The organism is Klebsiella sp. 28, assembly GCF_018223905.1.
GTDB classification, from domain to species: domain Bacteria; phylum Pseudomonadota; class Gammaproteobacteria; order Enterobacterales; family Enterobacteriaceae; genus Klebsiella; species Klebsiella pneumoniae.
This window is the reverse complement of record NZ_JAGRQY010000016.1, coordinates 18,631-36,645: the sequence shown is the minus strand read 5'-3', so window position 1 is coordinate 36,645 and position 18,015 is coordinate 18,631. Positions and strand designations below refer to the sequence as shown.

Annotated in this window: 24 protein-coding genes; all 24 read left to right on the top strand. The window is 50.9% G+C overall.

The features are described 5' to 3' along the window. Positions 1-187 precede the first annotated feature (187 nt). Positions 188-352 (top strand): TraY domain-containing protein, encoded by a 165-nt coding sequence (locus KHQ28_RS02950; RefSeq protein WP_032444506.1) that lies wholly within the window; start codon positions 188-190, stop codon positions 350-352. A gap of 61 nt (positions 353-413) precedes the next feature. Further along, positions 414-782 carry a type IV conjugative transfer system pilin TraA gene (gene traA, locus KHQ28_RS02945; RefSeq protein ID WP_004194426.1) on the top strand — a complete coding sequence of 123 codons (369 nt, stop codon included), beginning with the start codon at positions 414-416 and terminating at the stop codon, positions 780-782. Between the two features lie 13 nt (positions 783-795). Further along, a complete protein-coding gene (traL, locus tag KHQ28_RS02940) occupies positions 796-1,101 on the top strand; it encodes a type IV conjugative transfer system protein TraL (protein ID WP_004144424.1) in 306 nt (101 codons plus the stop codon). Between the two features lie 19 nt (positions 1,102-1,120). Continuing rightward, a complete protein-coding gene (gene traE / locus KHQ28_RS02935; protein ID WP_022631515.1) occupies positions 1,121-1,687 on the top strand; it encodes a type IV conjugative transfer system protein TraE in 567 nt (188 codons plus the stop codon). Then, positions 1,674-2,414, top strand: a complete 741-nt coding sequence (traK, locus tag KHQ28_RS02930) for a type-F conjugative transfer system secretin TraK (protein WP_013214019.1) — start codon at positions 1,674-1,676, stop codon at positions 2,412-2,414. Before traE ends, traK begins: the two co-directional genes overlap by 14 nt. Further along, entirely contained in the window at positions 2,414-3,838 is a 1,425-nt protein-coding gene (gene traB, locus KHQ28_RS02925) for an F-type conjugal transfer pilus assembly protein TraB (RefSeq protein ID WP_004233801.1), read from the top strand. The genes traK and traB overlap by 1 nt, the downstream gene beginning before the upstream one ends. A 113-nt stretch (positions 3,839-3,951) precedes the next feature. Then, positions 3,952-4,536 (top strand): type IV conjugative transfer system lipoprotein TraV, encoded by a 585-nt coding sequence (traV, locus tag KHQ28_RS02920; RefSeq protein ID WP_009309868.1) that lies wholly within the window; start codon positions 3,952-3,954, stop codon positions 4,534-4,536. Between the two features lie 131 nt (positions 4,537-4,667). Beyond that, complete coding sequence (locus tag KHQ28_RS02915) at positions 4,668-5,078, top strand: hypothetical protein (protein WP_009309869.1); 411 nt, start codon at positions 4,668-4,670, stop codon at positions 5,076-5,078. 105 nt (positions 5,079-5,183) lie between these two features. Beyond that, entirely contained in the window at positions 5,184-5,402 is a 219-nt protein-coding gene (locus KHQ28_RS02910; RefSeq protein ID WP_004195468.1) for a hypothetical protein, read from the top strand. Then, complete coding sequence (locus KHQ28_RS02905; RefSeq protein ID WP_004195465.1) at positions 5,403-5,714, top strand: hypothetical protein; 312 nt, start codon at positions 5,403-5,405, stop codon at positions 5,712-5,714. A gap of 66 nt (positions 5,715-5,780) precedes the next feature. Further along, positions 5,781-6,185, top strand: coding sequence for a hypothetical protein (locus KHQ28_RS02900; protein ID WP_004197817.1), 405 nt, complete (start codon positions 5,781-5,783; stop codon positions 6,183-6,185). A gap of 376 nt (positions 6,186-6,561) precedes the next feature. Beyond that, positions 6,562-6,960 carry a hypothetical protein gene (locus tag KHQ28_RS02895; protein WP_023179972.1) on the top strand — a complete coding sequence of 133 codons (399 nt, stop codon included), beginning with the start codon at positions 6,562-6,564 and terminating at the stop codon, positions 6,958-6,960. 71 nt (positions 6,961-7,031) lie between these two features. Continuing rightward, positions 7,032-9,671, top strand: coding sequence for a type IV secretion system protein TraC (traC, locus tag KHQ28_RS02890; protein ID WP_022631517.1), 2,640 nt, complete (start codon positions 7,032-7,034; stop codon positions 9,669-9,671). After that, entirely contained in the window at positions 9,671-10,060 is a 390-nt protein-coding gene (gene trbI / locus KHQ28_RS02885) for a type-F conjugative transfer system protein TrbI (RefSeq protein WP_004152506.1), read from the top strand. The genes traC and trbI overlap by 1 nt, the downstream gene beginning before the upstream one ends. Beyond that, positions 10,060-10,686 (top strand): type-F conjugative transfer system protein TraW, encoded by a 627-nt coding sequence (traW, locus tag KHQ28_RS02880; RefSeq protein WP_015065633.1) that lies wholly within the window; start codon positions 10,060-10,062, stop codon positions 10,684-10,686. The genes trbI and traW overlap by 1 nt, the downstream gene beginning before the upstream one ends. Positions 10,687-10,705: 19 nt before the next feature. Then, entirely contained in the window at positions 10,706-11,689 is a 984-nt protein-coding gene (gene traU, locus KHQ28_RS02875; protein WP_223176982.1) for a conjugal transfer pilus assembly protein TraU, read from the top strand. Between the two features lie 14 nt (positions 11,690-11,703). Beyond that, positions 11,704-12,252, top strand: a complete 549-nt coding sequence (locus KHQ28_RS02870; protein ID WP_022631518.1) for a hypothetical protein — start codon at positions 11,704-11,706, stop codon at positions 12,250-12,252. Between the two features lie 720 nt (positions 12,253-12,972). After that, a complete protein-coding gene (locus tag KHQ28_RS02865; protein WP_022631520.1) occupies positions 12,973-13,575 on the top strand; it encodes a hypothetical protein in 603 nt (200 codons plus the stop codon). A gap of 144 nt (positions 13,576-13,719) precedes the next feature. Continuing rightward, positions 13,720-14,367 carry a type-F conjugative transfer system pilin assembly protein TrbC gene (trbC, locus tag KHQ28_RS02860; RefSeq protein ID WP_022631521.1) on the top strand — a complete coding sequence of 216 codons (648 nt, stop codon included), beginning with the start codon at positions 13,720-13,722 and terminating at the stop codon, positions 14,365-14,367. A gap of 58 nt (positions 14,368-14,425) precedes the next feature. Beyond that, a complete protein-coding gene (gene traN, locus KHQ28_RS02855) occupies positions 14,426-16,381 on the top strand; it encodes a type-F conjugative transfer system mating-pair stabilization protein TraN (RefSeq protein ID WP_022631522.1) in 1,956 nt (651 codons plus the stop codon). 31 nt (positions 16,382-16,412) lie between these two features. Further along, positions 16,413-16,667, top strand: coding sequence for a conjugal transfer protein TrbE (locus KHQ28_RS02850; RefSeq protein WP_004152674.1), 255 nt, complete (start codon positions 16,413-16,415; stop codon positions 16,665-16,667). After that, entirely contained in the window at positions 16,645-16,893 is a 249-nt protein-coding gene (locus KHQ28_RS02845) for a hypothetical protein (protein WP_004152675.1), read from the top strand. The genes KHQ28_RS02850 and KHQ28_RS02845 overlap by 23 nt, the downstream gene beginning before the upstream one ends. A 12-nt stretch (positions 16,894-16,905) precedes the next feature. Further along, a complete protein-coding gene (locus KHQ28_RS02840; protein ID WP_004152676.1) occupies positions 16,906-17,232 on the top strand; it encodes a hypothetical protein in 327 nt (108 codons plus the stop codon). 20 nt (positions 17,233-17,252) lie between these two features. Then, on the top strand, positions 17,253-18,005 hold the full coding sequence (gene traF, locus KHQ28_RS02835; protein ID WP_004152677.1) for a type-F conjugative transfer system pilin assembly protein TraF: 753 nt from the start codon (positions 17,253-17,255) through the stop codon (positions 18,003-18,005). Positions 18,006-18,015: the final 10 nt, after the last annotated feature.

Here is an 18,015-nt window from a genome sequence, read left to right as displayed (position 1 = left end):
ATGTTAATTGCGCGCACTTTTAGTGCGCGCAATTGTGAAAATAATTTACTCAATATTCCTCCATGATTTATTTACTTTTTACTTTGCCAATGTAAAATTTTTTAAGAGTTGGTAATCTTATTTTGGAGGTCGATTGGAAAGAGCGATTAGGAGTAACGCACGACCTGCGCCTGGAAAAAATGTGCTTTTGAAACTGGATGAAGAGACGAATCGTCGACTCATCAAAGCAAAAGACAGAAGCAGAAGAAGTAAAACATCCGAGGCCTATTTGAGGCTGAAAGATCATCTTGAGCGGTTTCCGGACTTTTATAACTCAGAACTAACCGTACCAGGAGGTGAGCAGGAAGTGTGATTTAACATCATAGTCATAAATCTGTTTTATATATCAACCATTCTTTTTAAAGGAAATAAATATGAATGCTGTATTAAGTGTTCAGGGCTCTGCTGTCTCTGAAAAAACCAAACCTTCTTTTATGTCCCGCGTTTTCAATAAAAAGAAAGCCCTGAAAGTCGCTAAAGTTGCGTTGCCGGTTGCTGCTGTGGCGGCGTTCTTCCCGGATGCTGCGATGGCCACCACCACGGCAACCGACCTGATGAAGTCCGGGGATGCGACCGTTAAAGGCACGTTTGGTAAGCAGTCCAGCGTCGTCAAATGGGTGGTTCTGGCGGAAGTTGTCGCCGGCGGCATCATGTACATGATGACCAAAAACGTGAAGTTCCTGTTTGGCTTCGCGATTATTTCCACCTTTATCACCATCGGTATGTCGGTCGCCGGTTACTGACAGGAAGCACGTGATGACGGGAGACGAATTAAAGCGATACCGTTTCCCGGAAACACTGACTAACCAGTCCCGCTGGTTTGGCTTATATCTCGATGAACTTATCCCGGCCGTAATTTGTCTCGGCTGGGGTTTCTGGACCAGCAAGTTCATTTTTGGCATAGCTTCAGCGGTACTGGTTTTCTGGGGTATCAAGAAACTGAAAAAAGGGCGGGGCAGTTCCTGGCTACGCGACCTGATTTACTGGTATCTGCCAACCTCCCTTCTTAAAGGTTTCTTTCATGATGTTCCGGACTCCTGTTTCCGGCAGTGGATTAAATAAATCAACGGGGAAATAACATATGGAACATGGTGCCAGACTAAATACCACCCGCGTTATCGCTGTGGGATTTATCAGTCTGGGGACACTCCTGACCCTCAGTCTTGCGACCAATATTATCCAGGGCATAAATAATTACCGTCTGCAGACGGAACAGAAAGTGGCGGTGACACCGATGTTATTCCGTGCACCCTTTGCGGTGTCTCAGAACCAGGCTGACGCCTCTTATATTGAGCAGCTGGGCCTGTCCTTTGTTGCCCTGCGTCTGAATGTCACGCCGGAAACGGTTGATGCCCAGCATCAGCAGCTACTCCGGTATGTATTACCCGCCTCGCAGAACAGCCTCAAGGTCCAGCTGGCTGAAGATGCGAAACGCATTAAAGACAATAACGTTAATTCCACCTTTTATATGACGTCGATGCGTGCCTGGCCGGCAGAGAACCGCGTGGATATCCGGGGTGAGCTGAAAACGTGGATTGGGGATTCCAAACCCTACAGTGAAATTAAAAGCTATGTCATTCAGTTCAGTCGTGTCGATGGTGTCAGCTGGCTGGCGCGTTTTGGAGAAATAAATAATGAAAAAAATTAACCCGTTATTTATTTCAGGCTGTCTGCTGTTGGCCGCCCCCGCGATGTCCGCGACCCTCAGCGGTACGCTGGCGCCGACAGTGGTCCCCCTGACCAATGGTGGTCAGGCAAATATTGCCGTGAGTAACACCGACCCGAATCTGTTCACAGTACCTGGAGATCGCATCACGGCGATAAACAGCCTGGACGGTGGCCTGACAAACCAGGAGCAGACCGACAGCGGCGGTGCCATTCTGGCGACCGTCAGTAAAAAACCATTCACCTTCATTGTGGAAACCGAACGCGGGCTGAACTTCTCCATTCGTGCCGTGCCCCGTGCGGGCTCAGGCCGGACAATTCAGCTGGTCAGCGAGCTGGCGGGTACCCCCGGTCCGGCAAAAGCCTGGGAAGAGTCGAACCCCTATGAATCGTTACTGGTTTCGCTGAATCGCGCCGTGCGTCAGGGCAGCGTACCCGATGAGTATCAGTCTGTCCCCGTCACTTCTGAAGTGCTGCAGGTGCCGGCTGGTCTGCGCGCCACTGCCGATCGGGTCTGGGTCGGTCATCACCTGAAAGTTGTCCGTTACAGTCTGGACAATGTCTCCCTGTCGGCCCGTATGGTGCGTGAAAGCGATTTCTGGCAGCCCGGAACACGTGCCGTCATGTTCAGTACCCCGGCGGGCCTGCTGACTGCCGGTGGTCGCATGCAGATCTGGGTCACGACGTCAGATGAAGGAGTGAAGCGCTGATGGCCAACTTCAACACGCTGATCAAACGTAAGCAATATATCTGGCTGGGACTCATTCTGGCGGGCGGCGCGGCAGCAGTCGGAGGCGGGCTGTATCTGTCAGATCTGAACATGAGCTCTGATGAGGAAGCCCCGGCTCAGGGCGAACCCGCACCGGATATGACCGGGGTGGTCGACAGCAGCTTCAACAGTAAGGTGGAGCAGCACGCGACAACAGAAATGCAGGCGACTGCCGCTGATCTCAACAAGCGTTTTGACTCCCTGCAGGGGGAAGTGGACCTACTGAGTAAGGCGCGAACCGCTGACCAGATACGTATCGACAAGCTCAGCAGTGACAATGAAGCCATGCAGAATCAGCTGAAGGCGCTGGGCGTGAAACCGGCTGTCTCTGGTGGCGAGCCCGCGCCGACTCCTCCGTCACCGCCACCTGGTCCGGAAGGGGAGCCGCAGCCAGCCAGTTATCCGCCGCAAACCGGCGCTGCGGTACCGCCTCCGACGGCATTCTATCCGGGGAATGGTATGACACCGCCGCCGCAGGTCAGCTACCAGTCTGTACCGGTACCAAACCAGATACAGCGTAAAACGTTCAGTTACGACAAAGGAAAAAAAACGAAGTCATTGCCGTACATTCCGTCGGGGAGCTTTGCAAAAAGCATGCTTATCGAGGGGGCAGATGCCAACGCGTCTGTTACCGGGAATGAATCAACTGTACCGATGCAGTTGCGTATCACCGGTCGCGTGGAAATGCCAAACAGCAAAACCTACGACCTGACAGGGTGTTTTGTGGGCCTTGAAGCCTGGGGCGATGTCTCCAGCGAACGCGCCATTGTCCGTACCCGCAATATCAGCTGTATCAAAGGTGATAAAACCATCGATCAGCCCATTAACGGCCACGTTTCCTTTATGGGGAAAAACGGGGTTAAGGGAGAGGTGGTGATGCGTAACGGAAAAATCCTCGGCTGGGCATGGGGGGCCGGTTTTGTTGACGGGATTGGTCAGGGCATGGAACGGGCTTCACAGCCGGCTGTTGGCCTGGGGGCAACCGCATCTGTTGGCGCCGGTGACGTTCTGAAAATGGGGGTCGGCGGTGGTGCATCTAAAGCTGCGCAGACGCTGAGCGAGTACTACATCAAAAGGGCCGAGCAGTATCACCCGGTCATTCCGATTGGTGCCGGCAACGAAGTGACCGTCGTGTTCCAGGATGGATTCCAGCTGAAAACGATTGAAGAGCTGGAAGCGGAAAAGAACGGGCAACAGCAGGCTCAGAATCAGGAGGCGGAGCCGGCACCGCAGGCTGATGCCCATCATCAGTCAGGCGGCGGTATGAACGGATTCAATACTGACGAGATGCTGAAGAAGCTGGGCAAACTTGATCCGCGGGAGTTCTCTCCGGGCGCAGCGCCGCAGGGGGAAAATAATGGCTAAGTCTCTTATTACGGCTGCCCTGTCAGCGCTGAGGGTAATTACACCGGGCAATTAAGGCAAATAACCCAATCAGGATGAACCTGAAAAATAACCGATAAATAGCGAGAAATATCATGAAGGAATTAATGCTGTTAATTCCTCTGGGCGGCGCTTTGCTCTTAACCGGGTGCGCGGGCACAGAGACTGAATTTCAATGTAATGCCACGACGTCGGATACCTGTATGACGATGGAGCAGGCAAATGAAAAAGCGAAGCTGAAAGAGGAACGCAGTGATGCAAAGCCGGCTGCGGCCGGGTTGCCACAACTGGCTGAGGGTAATTTCAGAACCACGTCAGTGAATTCGTACCCGTTGCCGCCACAGTCCAACCTGACCCAGGCCAGAGTGGCCGCGGAGAAAGATCGAGCACGTGCAGTGTACCTAAATAATCCAACGGCAAAGAATGAGGCAACATATTTCGAAACCGAGAAAAGGCTCCAGTCTTTGCCGGTAGTGAAAATGTCTTTACCAGTAGTGGCGTCAACGTTTACGTCACCGTCAACACCGCCAGGTAATTTTCCCCGGCCATTAAGAAAAGGGGAGGAGACAACGTCATTGTGGATAGCGCCGTATGTGGATGCAGATGATGTATATCACCAGCCAGCAACGGTTCTTTTTGTCGTGACACCATCGGCGTGGGGACAACCTCGCCTTAATTGATTCACAGCGCCATTACTGGCGCTGCAGTAAGTTTACATTTCTGAATTATAACGAGTGCCCTCTGCGTTGAAAGGGATGGGCGGTAGCGTGTGAACTTAAAACTGATTACGAAAAATGAAAGGATTTCGAAAGTGACTGAGTCAATTAAATATCTCTGGATGCTTTTGTGCGAGGAATCGTCATATATTTTTATGTTGATGCTGATTGTTGGCACTGCCGCAGTTATGTCTTTCTTTTTACAGCGGTTGTTTGTGTCCTGGTGGGGTAAGTCAATCATTCTGATAATGTGTATTGTCGTCGCGATAACAGAAGTGTTTGTCTTTATTGAGCCTGAGTCAACATACAAACAGATTCAAACCAATAAACAGAATGTCATCTATACCCTGAAAAACTGCAGAGTCTCCGCATTTGAAGCACAGCAGGCAGGGTTTCTGGCTAAAGCAAAAGATGCCTGGTCTTGCCCGGATGGCGTAACACGGTATATGGATGTGAAATACAGGGATAAGACAGAGGTTAATAAACTTCGCACGGAAGGTAAGTAACGTTATGGATGAATTATTCAAATGGAAGATGGCGCTGTTATTTTTATTGGCAGTATATAGCCTGCTTTTTTCTACTGACAAGTATATAAATAAAGGCAATAAATTATGCATGCATTTATTTTTCTGGTGCTGATGACGCCGAGTAGTGGCGGTGGGATTTGGGATATTACTCCCATGCCTAATACAGATGTCTGCATAAAAATGCTACGGGTACTCGAAGCACGTGGGGGCAGAGGTTACGGAAGTAATACAGGAGAGTGCATTGAAATTAAAACCCGCGAGCCTTTGAGCAGCGTGATAGAAACATTGAATGAGGGTGGGTAAATGGCTGAATACCAGTTAAGTCTTGATGGTTTTGTTCGACTTTTTTTTGCAATGGCAATCATTATCTGCGGTTACGGCTATGTAATTATTGGTGTTTTTATAAGAGATACGCTTGCCTGTATTTTAATGTTGTTTGGGCTTACAGGTCTCAGTGCTTTATTTTCTTTCATGGTGTTTAAGGATAAAAACATGTGGGCGGACTCTCCTGATTTGACGCTGTCAGTAATAACGGGGTTTTTTACAGCCACAGTAATCTTTTATATGTTTTATGTCTTGATTTATTACTTTGAACGGATGGGGGCAGGTGAATAGTAAGACCGATGGTCAGTATTAACAATCTCACGTTATTTGAAAGTATGCAGCATAAGGAATAAGAAAGTGAAAGCGTACTATATACTTGGACATAACGTTGCATGGCTTAACGGTATATGCCTGATTCTTTTTGTTATTGGTGTGGTCGGTGCGCTGGCTATGGTTGCCATCCCTGAAAAATTCAATCTTCGAGTTAACAGAGGCGATACATTCATATACTGTGCGCTTATAGCGGTGGTTGGGTTTTCCGGGATGTTCGTTATCTCCATTCACTCATTTTCGATGGATGAACTTGAAGCAGGTAGACACTGGAAAGATGACTGCCGGACACTTGAGGTAAACATGCCGACAGGCGCTTTTACCAGCCCTGTTAATAAACTGGACTGTGATGGCATCATCATTAATGTGCCTGGTGGGCAGTATTATTCCTATATCCATCAGTGGGAATTATATAAAGCTAACTCAAAATGAAATGCTGATTAACAAACTGGATTGACCGGTAGGGATGGAACAATGGAAAGACAGCAAGAAATTGGCCAGCAATTTGGTTTTTTGATAGTTCTTCTTTTAATTGTGTTAACTGGGTATTTTTTTTGTGCAGTATATTGAAGATTCTCGCGATATGCAGCCCGCCACTCCAGAACAACTGCAAAGTATTATTCATTAGACACCTTGTGCAGGTGAGGCGTTACGTTTAGCAATTCAAACTAACACAGGCACTTCGTCAGAGCCATTAACTTTCGGTGACGCAAAAAAGATGGCATCAGAATGCAAGTATAAAGAAGAGATTAAAGCAGTACGTGAAAAAAACTTAACGCACTGAACGCTATGAGCAAATAATCAGGGGATGGATATGATGCTGTTTCTTCGAAAGTACGGATTTTTGTTTATACCTCCAGTCTACTGGCTCATCTATCTGGGAGCCAGACTGACTTACAATGGACTGGCAGGAGAGTTTTCTCCTGATTTCTTTCAGGGTATTCGACATGAAGGCGTCTATATTATCTGTAGTTTGTGTGTATTTTATTTTTTCTGCTTAGAGGTGGAAGTTGGTGATGGGGAGTTCTCAGCGAACATTCTGTTCCTGATTGTTTTCTTTCATGTGGTTTTATTATTTATCACTCTGCTTGTTTGTCTGTGGCAAGGGGAGGTGTTGTTGGATTCGATCTTTATGGGTCAGATTATTGCCTCCATGTGTTTATTGTTTTTTATTCCAGTGCTTTCCATTATAAGAAGGAGTTTCTAGTGCGGATATGAATATTCTTCTTGCCATTTATTACCCTTGTTATTTTGAAATGCTCTTAAAGGAACGCCCGCATGAGTAATAACATCATCGATGCCGTCACCCAGGCAGTGAATTCACTGGTATCAGCACTGAAACTGCCCGACGAATCCGCGAAAGCCAATGACACGCTGGGCAGCATGAATTTCCCCCAGTTCAGCCGTATTTTGCCCTATAAGGATTATGATTCCGCGACCGGGCTGTTTATTAATAACAAAACCATCGGTTTTATGTTTGAGGCGCGTCCTTTACCCGGTGCGGATAAAAGTATCGTCGCCACACTGGAGCATTTACTGCGCAGCAAACTTCCACGGGGCGTCCCGGTCAGTTTTCATCTGGTCTCCAGCAAACTGGTCGGCAATGATATCGACTACGGTCTGCGTGAATTCCGCTGGAGCGGTAAACAGGCTAAGAAGTTTAACGCCATCACCCAGGCCTACTATCTCCGGGCAGCGGAGACGAAGTTCCCCCTGCCTCCTGCACTGGATTTACCCCTGACGCTGCGTAACTACCGCGTGTACATCTCCTGCTGCGTGCCCCGGAAGAAAAACTCCACCACGCAAATTGTGGAGATGGAGAACCAGATTAAAATCCTGCGGGCGTCACTGGGCGGTGCCTATATTCCGACGCGTATCCTTGATGCTGCCGGGCTGGTCGAACTGATGCGCGAGCTTATAAACCCGGACCCGCACGAGATGTACCGCGTACCGTATAAGCTGGACCCCTATCAGGATCTGAACTATCAGTGTGTCGATGACAGCTTTGATATGCAGGTCACCGCCGGTCATCTGAAAATTGGCCGCCTGGGGCGTGACGGGAAAGAGTGCGTAACCCGGGTGACGAGCTACCATCTGGAGAGTGATCCGGAAATGGCATTCCTCTGGACCTCCGCGGATAACTACGCCAACCTGCTTAACCCGGAGCTCTCCATTTCCTGCCCCTTTGTCATTACGCTGACGCTGATGGTGGAGGACCAGGTGAAGACCCAGAATGAAGCCAACATGAAATTCATGGACGTGGAGAAGAAAAGCAAAACCTCCTACGCGAAGTTTTTTCCGAACGTGATAAAAGAAATGCAGGAGTGGGGCGATATCCGCCAGCGACTGGCGACCAACCAGACCTCCCTGGTGTCCTACTTCTTTAATATCACCACGTACACCGCAGACAGCACAGAGGCCTCTCTCGCCGCTGAACAGCAGGTGCTCAACAGTTACCGTAAAGGCGGTTTCCAGCTGATCCCGGCCCGCTACCATCACCTGCGTAACTTTCTGGCCATGATGCCGTTCAAGTGTGGTGAGGGCCTGTTTAAAGAGCTGCAGGCGGCAGGCGTGGTGAAGCGGGCGGAGACGTTCCAGGTGGCTAACCTCCTGCCGATCGTCGCTGACAGCCCGCTGGCGCCGGCGGGACTCCTGGCGCCCACCTACCGAAATCAGCTGGCGTTCATCGACCTGTTCTACGAGGGAATGAACAATACCAATTTCAACATGGCAGTCTGCGGGACGTCCGGGGCGGGTAAAACCGGTCTGATTCAGCCCCTCATTCGCAGTGTGCTCGACTCCGGCGGGTTTGCCTGGGTGTTCGACATGGGCGATGGCTATAAGTCCCTGTGTGAAAACATGGGGGGCGTATACCTCGATGGCGATACCCTCAAGTTTAACCCGTTCGCCAACGTGCTGGATGATGCTCACTTCGACATGTCAGCAGAACGTATACGCGATCAGATGTCTGTCATGGCCAGTCCGAACGGCAACCTCGATGAAGTCCATGAAGGCCTGCTTCTGCAGGCAGTGCAGGCGGCCTGGTTAAGCAAGCGTAATCATGCACGCGTTGATGACGTAGTGCAGTTTTTACAGGACGCGAAGGACAGCGATGAATATGCTGATTCCCCGACAATCCGGGGCCGTCTGGACGAGATGATAATCCTGCTCGATCAGTACACGGTGAATGGGATCTACGGGGACTATTTCAACTCAGATAAACCAACACTCCACGATGATGCCCGGATGGTGGTACTGGAACTCGGTGGCCTGGAGTCGAGGCCCTCTCTGCTTATCGCTGTGATGTTTTCATTGATTATTTACATCGAGAACAGGATGTATCAGTCACCGCGTGGCCTGAAAAAACTGAACGTCATCGATGAGGGCTGGAAGCTCCTTGATTTCAAGAATGAAAAAGTGGGGCAGTTTATCGAGAAAGGCTACCGTACCGCGCGTCGACATACCGGCGCATACATCACCATCACGCAGAACATCGTCGACTTCGACTCCCCGACCGCCTCCAGCGCCGCACGTGCAGCGTGGGGGAACTCATCGTACAAGGCCATTCTGAAGCAGTCAGCGAAGGAATTTGCCAAGTATAACCAGCTGTACCCGGATCAGTTCAGCAAGCTGGAGAAAGACATGATTAACGGCTTCGGTTCGGCCAAAGAGCAGTGGTTCAGCTCTTTTATGCTGCAGGTGGAAGCGAACTGCTCCTGGCACCGCCTGTTCGTCGACCCGCTCAGCCGGGCGATGTACTCCTCCAAAGGCCCGGATTTTGAGTACATGAAAGCGCGCCGGGAAGAGGGGGTCGATATCCACGATGCGGTGTACGGCCTCGCGTGTCGCAACTTTAAAGACGAAATGGCAGAGCTTGAATCCCGAATACCGGTGAATGACATTGAGGATAAACAGTGATGAAAAACAACACCGAACAACCGGTCAGTACGACCTCTCATCCCTTTCGCCGGATACCCGTCATCGTTGCTCTCGTGTTTTTCGCCCTGGCAACCAGCGCGTTTCTCTCGCGCGTGGTTCTGGAGTACTCCACACCGCGGGTGGTGGCTTTTGATATGAAGAAGACGCTCGACAGCTTTATGGACAGTGTCAGTCAGAAGCAGCTGACAGAAGCGCAGTCAAAAGCGCTCTCTGACCGGTTTAACGACGCGCTGGAGAAGAGTCTGGCGGAGTATCAGCAGCAGCATCATGTGGTCATTCTGGTTTCACCTGCCGTGGTTCAGGGCGCGCCCGATGTGACCCGCAACATCCAGCACGACATTGCCCGCCGCATGAAAGGAGAACAGTAATGTTACGACTGAAAGGCTGTCTGCTCGCCGCCTGTCTGCTATCGCCGCTGACTCAGGCGGCTGATCTCGGTACCTGGGGGGATTTATGGCCCATCCGGGAGCAGGACATGCTGCAGCTCATCACGCAGCGTCTGCAGTCGCTGCAATCTTCTGGCCAGTGGGACCAGACGATGGATGCGTTTAAGCAGCGGGTTATCGAGAACAGTCAGCGTCCGGCACCGGTGGAGGGCATTAAGCGTGCGGAGAAATACGAGCAGCGCTGGTTTGATCCCAGCATCCGCCTGACCGAAGACCTGAAGGACAATGAGGGGCGGGTGTTTGCCCGCAAGGGCGATGTGGTGAACCCGCTTAAAACCGTACCGTTTGTCCAGACCCTGTACTTCATCAATGGAGACGATGCCGACCAGCTGGCCTGGATGAAGCGTCAGGTGCCGGAAACCCTGATGAGCAAAATTATCCTGGTGCGTGGCAGTATCCCGGACACCTCCGCAGCGCTGGACAGCCGGATCTATTTCGACCAGAACGGTGTACTGAGCAAGCGATTTGGCCTGACGGCGGTCCCGGCGCGGATCACGCCGGCGCCCTCCGGTGAACGGCTGAATATTGAGACCTTCCCTGTAAAATAAGGATGTTTCTGTGAAAACCCTGACGCTTTTCCTGAGTGCCCTGATGTTGTGGGGGTACAGCCTCAGTGCGGCTGCTGACCCCTCCTGTGAGGGCCGGTTTGTTAACCCGATCACCGATGTGTGCTGGCGCTGCATCTTCCCTCTGTCGCTCGGCAGCGTGCAGGTTGGTAAAGGCGACCTGCCTGATACCAGCAATCCCGGTAATCCCCTGCAGCTGTGTCCGGCGCCGCCACCGCTTTTTGTTCGCCCCGGTCTGGCCATCGGGTACTGGGAGCCGATGGCCATGACGGACGTCAGCCGTTCGCCAGGTTGCATGGTCAATCTGGGGGGCTTCAGTATCAATCTCGGCAAGACCGGCATGGGAACCGCGAGAAAGGACGATAAGCAGGTGAACGGCGCCTTCTATCACGTTCACTGGTACAAGTACCCGCTGACGTACTGGCTGAACATCATCACGTCGGCAGGCTGTCTGGAAGGCGGAGACATGGATATTGCCTATCTGTCCGAGATTGACCCGACCTGGGTGGACAGCAGCCTCACCACCATCCTGAATCCGGAAGCCATCCTGTTTGCCAACCCCATCGCGCAGGGCGCCTGCGCAGCGGATGCGCTGGCCAGTGCATTCCATATGCCGCTGGATGTGCTCTTCTGGTGTGGTGGAAGCCACGGCTCACTTTACCCGTTTAACGGCCAGGTCAGTAATGAATCCAGCCCGCTGCAGTCGTCGGTACTGGTCAGTGAACGTATGGCCTTCAAGCTTCACCGGCAGGGTCAAATTATGGAGAGTATCGGGAAGGACAAGGCGGTCTGTTACGAATATCCCTCCCCGATCATCCCGAAAGAACGCTGGCGCTATCAGATGGTAAACATGTATCCGGACAGTGGTCAGTGCCATCCGCTTGGACGCAGCGTGATGCGCTGGGAGGCCGGCAAAAATCCACCCAACTCCCGCAAGAACTATGGCTACCTGATGTGGCGTAAACGTAACTGCGTATTTTTGTAACCCGGAGGCAGAACATGAAGCATAAGCATCTGGATTGTTTGATGCAGGACTTACACAATATCAGTCAGATGATTGCCGATGATATCCTGCAACGATCGGAGGCTGCCAGGGAGGTACAGGAAGTGCTCGATACCATGCGAATGACACTATTAAACAGAAAATGCCCCTCTTCGCGACTGGCTGAGTATGCGGTCTGTCTCCTGCGGGCAGAACGATATCGACAGGTGCGGATTTACGGTAAATCGTTAAGAGAAGTCAGGGATCTCAGCCTGTGGATTACAGGACTGAAAGCCTTCAGACGGAGACTGGAGAAAACAGAGGAAACCTGGCGGTACCGCCAGTGGGAAGCAAGCCGTGCTGCATATTCGCTGGCCGGATTATTTATTCTGCCAGCGTACCTTATTTTCTCCCTTGCGGTAGGTGTCGGTTGCGACTTACGGATAAGCTCGGTCATCCTGGGGGGATATCTTGTCTGTTTAACTGGCGTGGCTGTCCGGGCCAAAGACTGCGTAGCCATTTACTGGTCGTTGTACAGTTTCATTCCTCTGGTGATGCTGAATTGATATTTTTGATGCTCCTTTTTTTGATAGCAAATGCGTGCCCCGTGCGCCCGATTTTAACCCCGTTAGTGTGAAGTTTGTGTGAGAAAAGACAAAAGCGGGTCCGACCGCCATAGCGAAAGTTCAGCACTGCTACTTCACTCCAGCATAGTTTGTAAGCTTTGCAGTAACAGGGTATTTTCCGCTTCCTGAATTCTTTCTTCAGAAAGTTTTTACCTTGCACTCTTATCAGGTGAGATGAAAAATAAATTTTCTGGAAAGGTAATGCCTGAAGAACAACGATGTTGTCAACCAGTCTTACCAGTGCGCTGACATATTCCTTCTTTGAGGTTTCGTCAGGTAAATATTTTGGCTGAATATCTATCCTCAGGTTCCTGAATGCGGTTAGTAGCAACCCTGACTCTTTGCACCTCAGGTTCGCAAAGGTCATATAAAACACTACGCAAGGAAATATAATTGAGAGAATAATGAATAACGGGGTATTAAAATAGTTTTGTGGAGAAAAGTGGCAAAATAAAGAAATGAAATAAATACTGAAAAGCAGGACGAAAATAACCTGAGTGTTGCGGGTGTGCTGAAGAAACAGAAATAAAGAATGATGGTATCTGAACCTGAGCCTGGCAGTGAACGCGAAACCAAACAGTACGATCGCTACGGTATAAAGCATCTTTGTCCTCCTGGACGGATCCCTTAATGTAAAATACACCCAAACGGAGAGTCTACATGACTGGTATCAGTACAAAAAAGGATATTGAATACATAAAGGCCGTTTTTAATGACCTCAGTGAAGCGTTAACGCAGATGGCATATGGACAGGTTGTTCTGCCCGTCGATATCAAAGGGTTGCTTTCTGACATTCAGGCGTCTCTGATTAAAGGACGTCTGCCATGTGCCCTGGAAGTCGACTGTTTTGAGGAAAGCCTTCTTTTGTTCCTCCGAAGTGTCAGGCAGCAACGGCAAAGCATTGTCTACACCACTGAGGTGGACAGGCAAATGGCCAGACTCAGGGATGTCAGATACTTTCTTGTTGTGTTAACAGGATATCCTGAGAGAGTACAAGAACCACCCCGGTTACTGTGGAGATGGCGGGATATTAAAACGCTGTCCGTGCTCTTCCTCAGTGTAGTACTATCTTTTTGTTCTGTCCTTTATCTCGCCTCAGGTAATAATGGTGCTGTGCATGGTGTTTATTGTATTGCGATAATTTTATTTTCTATTTCAATATATGCATTAGAAGAGTCTGGGGTTGGTGGTGTGGTGTTTTCTCTCTCGGGGGTGACCATTTTTACTGTTGCTGCTCTTTGCGAATACTTACCGCCTCAATAACTGGTTTTTAGCGTTATCATGAAAGTATGCTTTGTAAAATAACTTACTCTTTTTCTATTTACAGACGTCGGTCTGGCGTTTTTGGCAATTATATATTGTCCTGACGCATCATTTTCCACATAACTGTCGACAGAAGAGAATAATATGAATAAAAGAATTAGAGGGCTGGCCTGGGGGCTGAGTCTGCTCTGCACGACGGCGTCAGCCGCTGACAATATTAATACGCCCGGGGACCAGCAGTGGCTGAAACAGCAGGAGAACCTCAGCGAACAGCTGCGCCAGCATCCGGATAAACAGCTGCAGCAGGAGCTTGAGGCGCAAATCAGCCGTAATCCTCTGCCCAAATCTGACCGCCAGTTTATCGATAATCTGGTCAGCCAGCAGAAAGCGGCGAATCAGGAAAAGCCGACAGAAGGAGCGCTGTACTTTGTCTCCTTCTCGATACCTGAAGAGGGGCTGAAGCGGATGCTGCACGAAACCCGGCAGTACGGTATTCCGGCGACACTGCGTGGGCTCGTCAATAACGACATGAGGACCACCACTGACGCGGTACTGCAGCTGGTGAAGGATGGCGTGACCGACGGGGTGCAGATCGACCCGACACTGTACACGCAGTACGGCATCCGGAGTGTGCCCTCTCTGGTGGTACGGTGTCAGGCCGGGTATGACGTGGTACGCGGTAACATTCACGTCAAACAGGCGCTGGAGAAAGTCGCACAAACCGGTGACTGCGCACAGGTGGCCCGGCAGATGCTTGATGCGCCCTCAAATGCCGCCGGGAGCCAGCCATGAAAGATAAACCGTACTTCATGGCGTTACCGGAAATGGTGAGGGATGCGGGAGAGTGGAAATGAAGACGGTTATTTCCGTGCTGACCGCGCATTTTTTTGTCCTGAGCGCCTTCATCTGGCTGGCATCCCCCGCCTGCGCTGACAGTGGAAGTGACTATAAAGCCGGTTCGGATTTTGCGAAACAGGTGCAGGGCAATGGTCTGAACTCACTAAAAAATTTCAGTGGTGAGCAAAACCTGCCGGGGTATACCGACAACCCGAATCAGACAAAATACTACGGCGGCGTCACTGCCAGCGGAGACAGCTCTCTGAAAAGCGATTCAGCCCTGGAGTTCAGCCAGGGGGACACAGGCAAAGCGATTACGGAGTCGTTCACAAACCGGCCACCGGATCAGATATCTCAGGATGCGCCGTTTATTCAGGCCGCAAAGGATACAGAATCCCGTGCCGACAGCATTGTCGGCGATACCGGACAGTCCTGTACCGCCCAGGTTGTGAACCGCAGTGAGTTCACAAACCATACCTGCGAACGTGATCTGCAGGTGGAAAATTTTTGCACACGGGAAGCGACCCTGAAGGATAACGCCACCACACAGAAAGTTAACCGAACCTATCAGCAGGTGGTGACGCTGAATTATGCCCGGAGTACCCGGCAATGGAGTGGCAACCTGACGATCCCGACCAACGGTCGTCTGCTGAATGCCTCGGTGGATGGTGAGCCTCTGGTGATCCCCTGGATTGAAGAATGCGATTCCGAAGGGAAGGTGCGGGATAGCTGCAAGAGTGCAGTGAGTGAAAGCCTGACCCTCTTTGAACGAACGTTCCCCATTGATGTGATCAGCTGGCCACGTTCAGAATCGATGTGTTCAGGCGGTCAGAACACGCATTGTACGAAATATACCTATGACGGGAAGGGGAAGATTCATCAGTCGTTTGGTGTGGACAAAGCGGTCACTGCTGGGCAGAACTTTTCAGTAAGCAAAACATCACGGACCGTATCATCGGCCAGCCAGAAACCCGTACAGGTCACGGTCACCCTGGTGATGGAAGAAACCGAAACCGTCTATGCACCTGAAGTCGTCTGGGTTGAAAGCTGTCCGTTCAGTAAGGATGAAGGGAAAAAAACGGGCGAGGAATGTATCAGTCCGGGAGGAACGCGAACCATCACCCTCGGAGGCAGGGATTACTCGTTCACGGAGGCCTGCTGGAAATATAAGGATACCTGGCTCACGCAGCCGGCGGACAACGGCTCCTGTGAAAGCCTGATGAAAAATACGGCCTGTACTCTGTCATCCCGCCAGTGCGCCTTCTCCAGCGAGGAAGGCACGTGCCTGCATGAATATGCAACGTATTCCTGCGAAACCAGGACGAGTGGCAAGCAAATGATCTGCGGCGGTGATGTCTTCTGCCTTGATGGTGAATGTGACAAAGCCACGTCCGGGAAGAGCAACGACTTTGGGCAGGCGGTGTCTGAGCTGGCGGCACTGGCTGCCGCGGGGAAGGACGTCGCGGCACTGAACGGGGTGGATGTCCGGGCATTCACCGGAAAAGCGAAGTTCTGTAAGAAGTTTGCTGCCGGCTTCAGTAACTGCTGCAAAGACAGCGGCTGGGGCCAGGATGTGGGGCTGGCACGCTGCAGCAGCGAGGAAAAGGCGCTGGCCAAAGCGAAAAAAGACAAGCTGACGGTCAGTATAGGGGAATTCTGCTCTAAAAAGGTTCTGGGGATTTGCCTGGAGAAAAAAAGGAGCTATTGCCAGTTCGACTCAAAACTGGCGCAGATCGTTCAGCAGCAGGGAAGAAACGGTCAGCTGCATATCGGTTTTGGCGGCGCCAGCAGTCCTGACTGTCGGGGCATTACCGTCGCGGAACTCCAGGGGATTGATTTTAACAAGCTGGATTTCACCAACTTTATGGACGACCTGATGAAAAATCAAAAAATACCGGAAAACGATGTGCTCACCAATAAGACCAGAGAACGAATTGAGGAAATCATGAGTCAGCAATCCGCGCAATAAACCATGCTGCCTAATAAAGAGACCGATAATCATGAAAATGAGTTTTCACAAAAAGCCTGTTATTGATTTTGTCCTGAGATTAACGCTAACAATAATCATTATTTCTCCGGTGATTTATTTCTCCTGGGATGCCGTCAAAGGGACGTCGGGAAGTGATTATGTCGAAAGTGTGGTCTTTATTCTTATGGCTGGGTTTGCCATGTCTGTGTGTTATTTGTTTTTCTCAGTCCTGGAGAAAGTTATAAATGCAAGGAAAAGCAAAGATGAATCGATATATCACGATTGAGAAATTTATAGACATTCTGAATGAAGAGAATTTACCCCAGGAGCATCATGTTATGGTGCTGGCTGTTCTTGCGGATATCTCTCTGCATACAGACAGGTTCCTGATTAACTCGTCCGAACTGGTTCAGATGGCCGCTCAGTACTCACCTGCTTTCCAGAAACTGCCAGCGGACCGGCAGGCTTTTATATCTTCAGTACTGAGCATGCCGCTATTCCTTATTATGTGACCAGGAGAGTCAATGGAAGAGAAAAAAGCATACGGGCTGGTCATGGTGTTTGTCGGGGTGTTTGTCTTTCTCCTGGTCAGCATTATGTCGTACAGCCTGTGGCGGGACAGGCAGGTTAACGCATTTATGACAACCAACCGGGCCTGGGGGATCCAGTGCGACACTGTTTCTCAGGCCGCGTGGGTGATCAGGGACGGGGAGCGGGTGGACCTTCAGATAAATTATCTGCCTCTGTACTGCAGCGGTTATCGCTTTGAAGCCCGTGATGATGCAGGAAAGGTACAGCGCCAGCTCGATAAATACAGTGTCTATCAGCATCTGTCACGCCAGTCGCATTAATTCATAAAAGGGTATTTGCCATGCGAACAATACATGCCGCCATGCTGGCGGGGTGCCTTTGCTGCGCCCTGATGCCGGCTTTCGCCAAAGACGCGGGCTGGCAGTGGTACAACGAGAAACTGAAGCCCCGTGATGAGGACAGGAAAGCCGTACCAGCGGCACCACCGCCGCAAATGGATATTCTGGAGAAACTCGCCACACTCCAGGCGGCCACCAAACGGTCGTTGTACGAAGCCATTCTGTATCCATCGTCTGAAAACTTCGTGAAGTATTTCCGGCTGCAGAACTACTGGACGCAGCAGGCAGGTTTGTTCTCGATGAGTGCGAAGAAAGCCATGCTGGAAAACCCCGAACTCGATTACAACCTGCAGTACAGCCACTACAACGGCACGGTAAAAAACCAGCTCGCTGCCGACTATGCCGAACAGCGACAGGCTATCTCCACCCTCGCACAGCACTACGGCGTGATGTTCTTCTACCGGGGCCGGGAAGCGATCGATGGCCAGCTGGTCCAGGTGATTAAAAATTTTCGCGAAACCTATGGCCTGAGCGTGATACCGGTGTCGGTTGACGGAGTGATTAACCCCATGCTGCCCGATAGCCGGACGGACCAGGGCCAGGCAGAGCAGCTTGGCGTGAAGTTCTTCCCCGCGATGATGCTGGTTAACCCGAAAAGTGGCCAGGTGAAGCCTCTCAGTTACGGCTTTATCAGTCAGGACGACCTGGCGAAACAGTTCCTCTATGTCTCCAGCGACTTTAAACCGAATTTCTAAGGAGTGTGTC

What these genes read in the sequence shown, in the direction of transcription:
- traA (WP_004194426.1), top strand. Translation starts at nt 414, where the DNA reads ATGAATGCTGTATTAAGTGTTCAGGGCTCTGCTGTCTCTGAAAAAACC.
- traL (WP_004144424.1), top strand. Translation starts at nt 796, where the DNA reads ATGACGGGAGACGAATTAAAGCGATACCGTTTCCCGGAAACACTGACT.
- traE (WP_022631515.1), top strand. Translation starts at nt 1,121, where the DNA reads ATGGAACATGGTGCCAGACTAAATACCACCCGCGTTATCGCTGTGGGA.
- traK (WP_013214019.1), top strand. Translation starts at nt 1,674, where the DNA reads ATGAAAAAAATTAACCCGTTATTTATTTCAGGCTGTCTGCTGTTGGCC.
- traB (WP_004233801.1), top strand. Translation starts at nt 2,414, where the DNA reads ATGGCCAACTTCAACACGCTGATCAAACGTAAGCAATATATCTGGCTG.
- traV (WP_009309868.1), top strand. Translation starts at nt 3,952, where the DNA reads ATGAAGGAATTAATGCTGTTAATTCCTCTGGGCGGCGCTTTGCTCTTA.
- KHQ28_RS02910 (WP_004195468.1), top strand. Translation starts at nt 5,184, where the DNA reads ATGCATGCATTTATTTTTCTGGTGCTGATGACGCCGAGTAGTGGCGGT.
- KHQ28_RS02905 (WP_004195465.1), top strand. Translation starts at nt 5,403, where the DNA reads ATGGCTGAATACCAGTTAAGTCTTGATGGTTTTGTTCGACTTTTTTTT.
- KHQ28_RS02895 (WP_023179972.1), top strand. Translation starts at nt 6,562, where the DNA reads ATGGATATGATGCTGTTTCTTCGAAAGTACGGATTTTTGTTTATACCT.
- traC (WP_022631517.1), top strand. Translation starts at nt 7,032, where the DNA reads ATGAGTAATAACATCATCGATGCCGTCACCCAGGCAGTGAATTCACTG.
- trbI (WP_004152506.1), top strand. Translation starts at nt 9,671, where the DNA reads ATGAAAAACAACACCGAACAACCGGTCAGTACGACCTCTCATCCCTTT.
- traW (WP_015065633.1), top strand. Translation starts at nt 10,060, where the DNA reads ATGTTACGACTGAAAGGCTGTCTGCTCGCCGCCTGTCTGCTATCGCCG.
- KHQ28_RS02870 (WP_022631518.1), top strand. Translation starts at nt 11,704, where the DNA reads ATGAAGCATAAGCATCTGGATTGTTTGATGCAGGACTTACACAATATC.
- KHQ28_RS02865 (WP_022631520.1), top strand. Translation starts at nt 12,973, where the DNA reads ATGACTGGTATCAGTACAAAAAAGGATATTGAATACATAAAGGCCGTT.
- trbC (WP_022631521.1), top strand. Translation starts at nt 13,720, where the DNA reads ATGAATAAAAGAATTAGAGGGCTGGCCTGGGGGCTGAGTCTGCTCTGC.
- traN (WP_022631522.1), top strand. Translation starts at nt 14,426, where the DNA reads ATGAAGACGGTTATTTCCGTGCTGACCGCGCATTTTTTTGTCCTGAGC.
- KHQ28_RS02850 (WP_004152674.1), top strand. Translation starts at nt 16,413, where the DNA reads ATGAAAATGAGTTTTCACAAAAAGCCTGTTATTGATTTTGTCCTGAGA.
- KHQ28_RS02845 (WP_004152675.1), top strand. Translation starts at nt 16,645, where the DNA reads ATGAATCGATATATCACGATTGAGAAATTTATAGACATTCTGAATGAA.
- KHQ28_RS02840 (WP_004152676.1), top strand. Translation starts at nt 16,906, where the DNA reads ATGGAAGAGAAAAAAGCATACGGGCTGGTCATGGTGTTTGTCGGGGTG.
- traF (WP_004152677.1), top strand. Translation starts at nt 17,253, where the DNA reads ATGCGAACAATACATGCCGCCATGCTGGCGGGGTGCCTTTGCTGCGCC.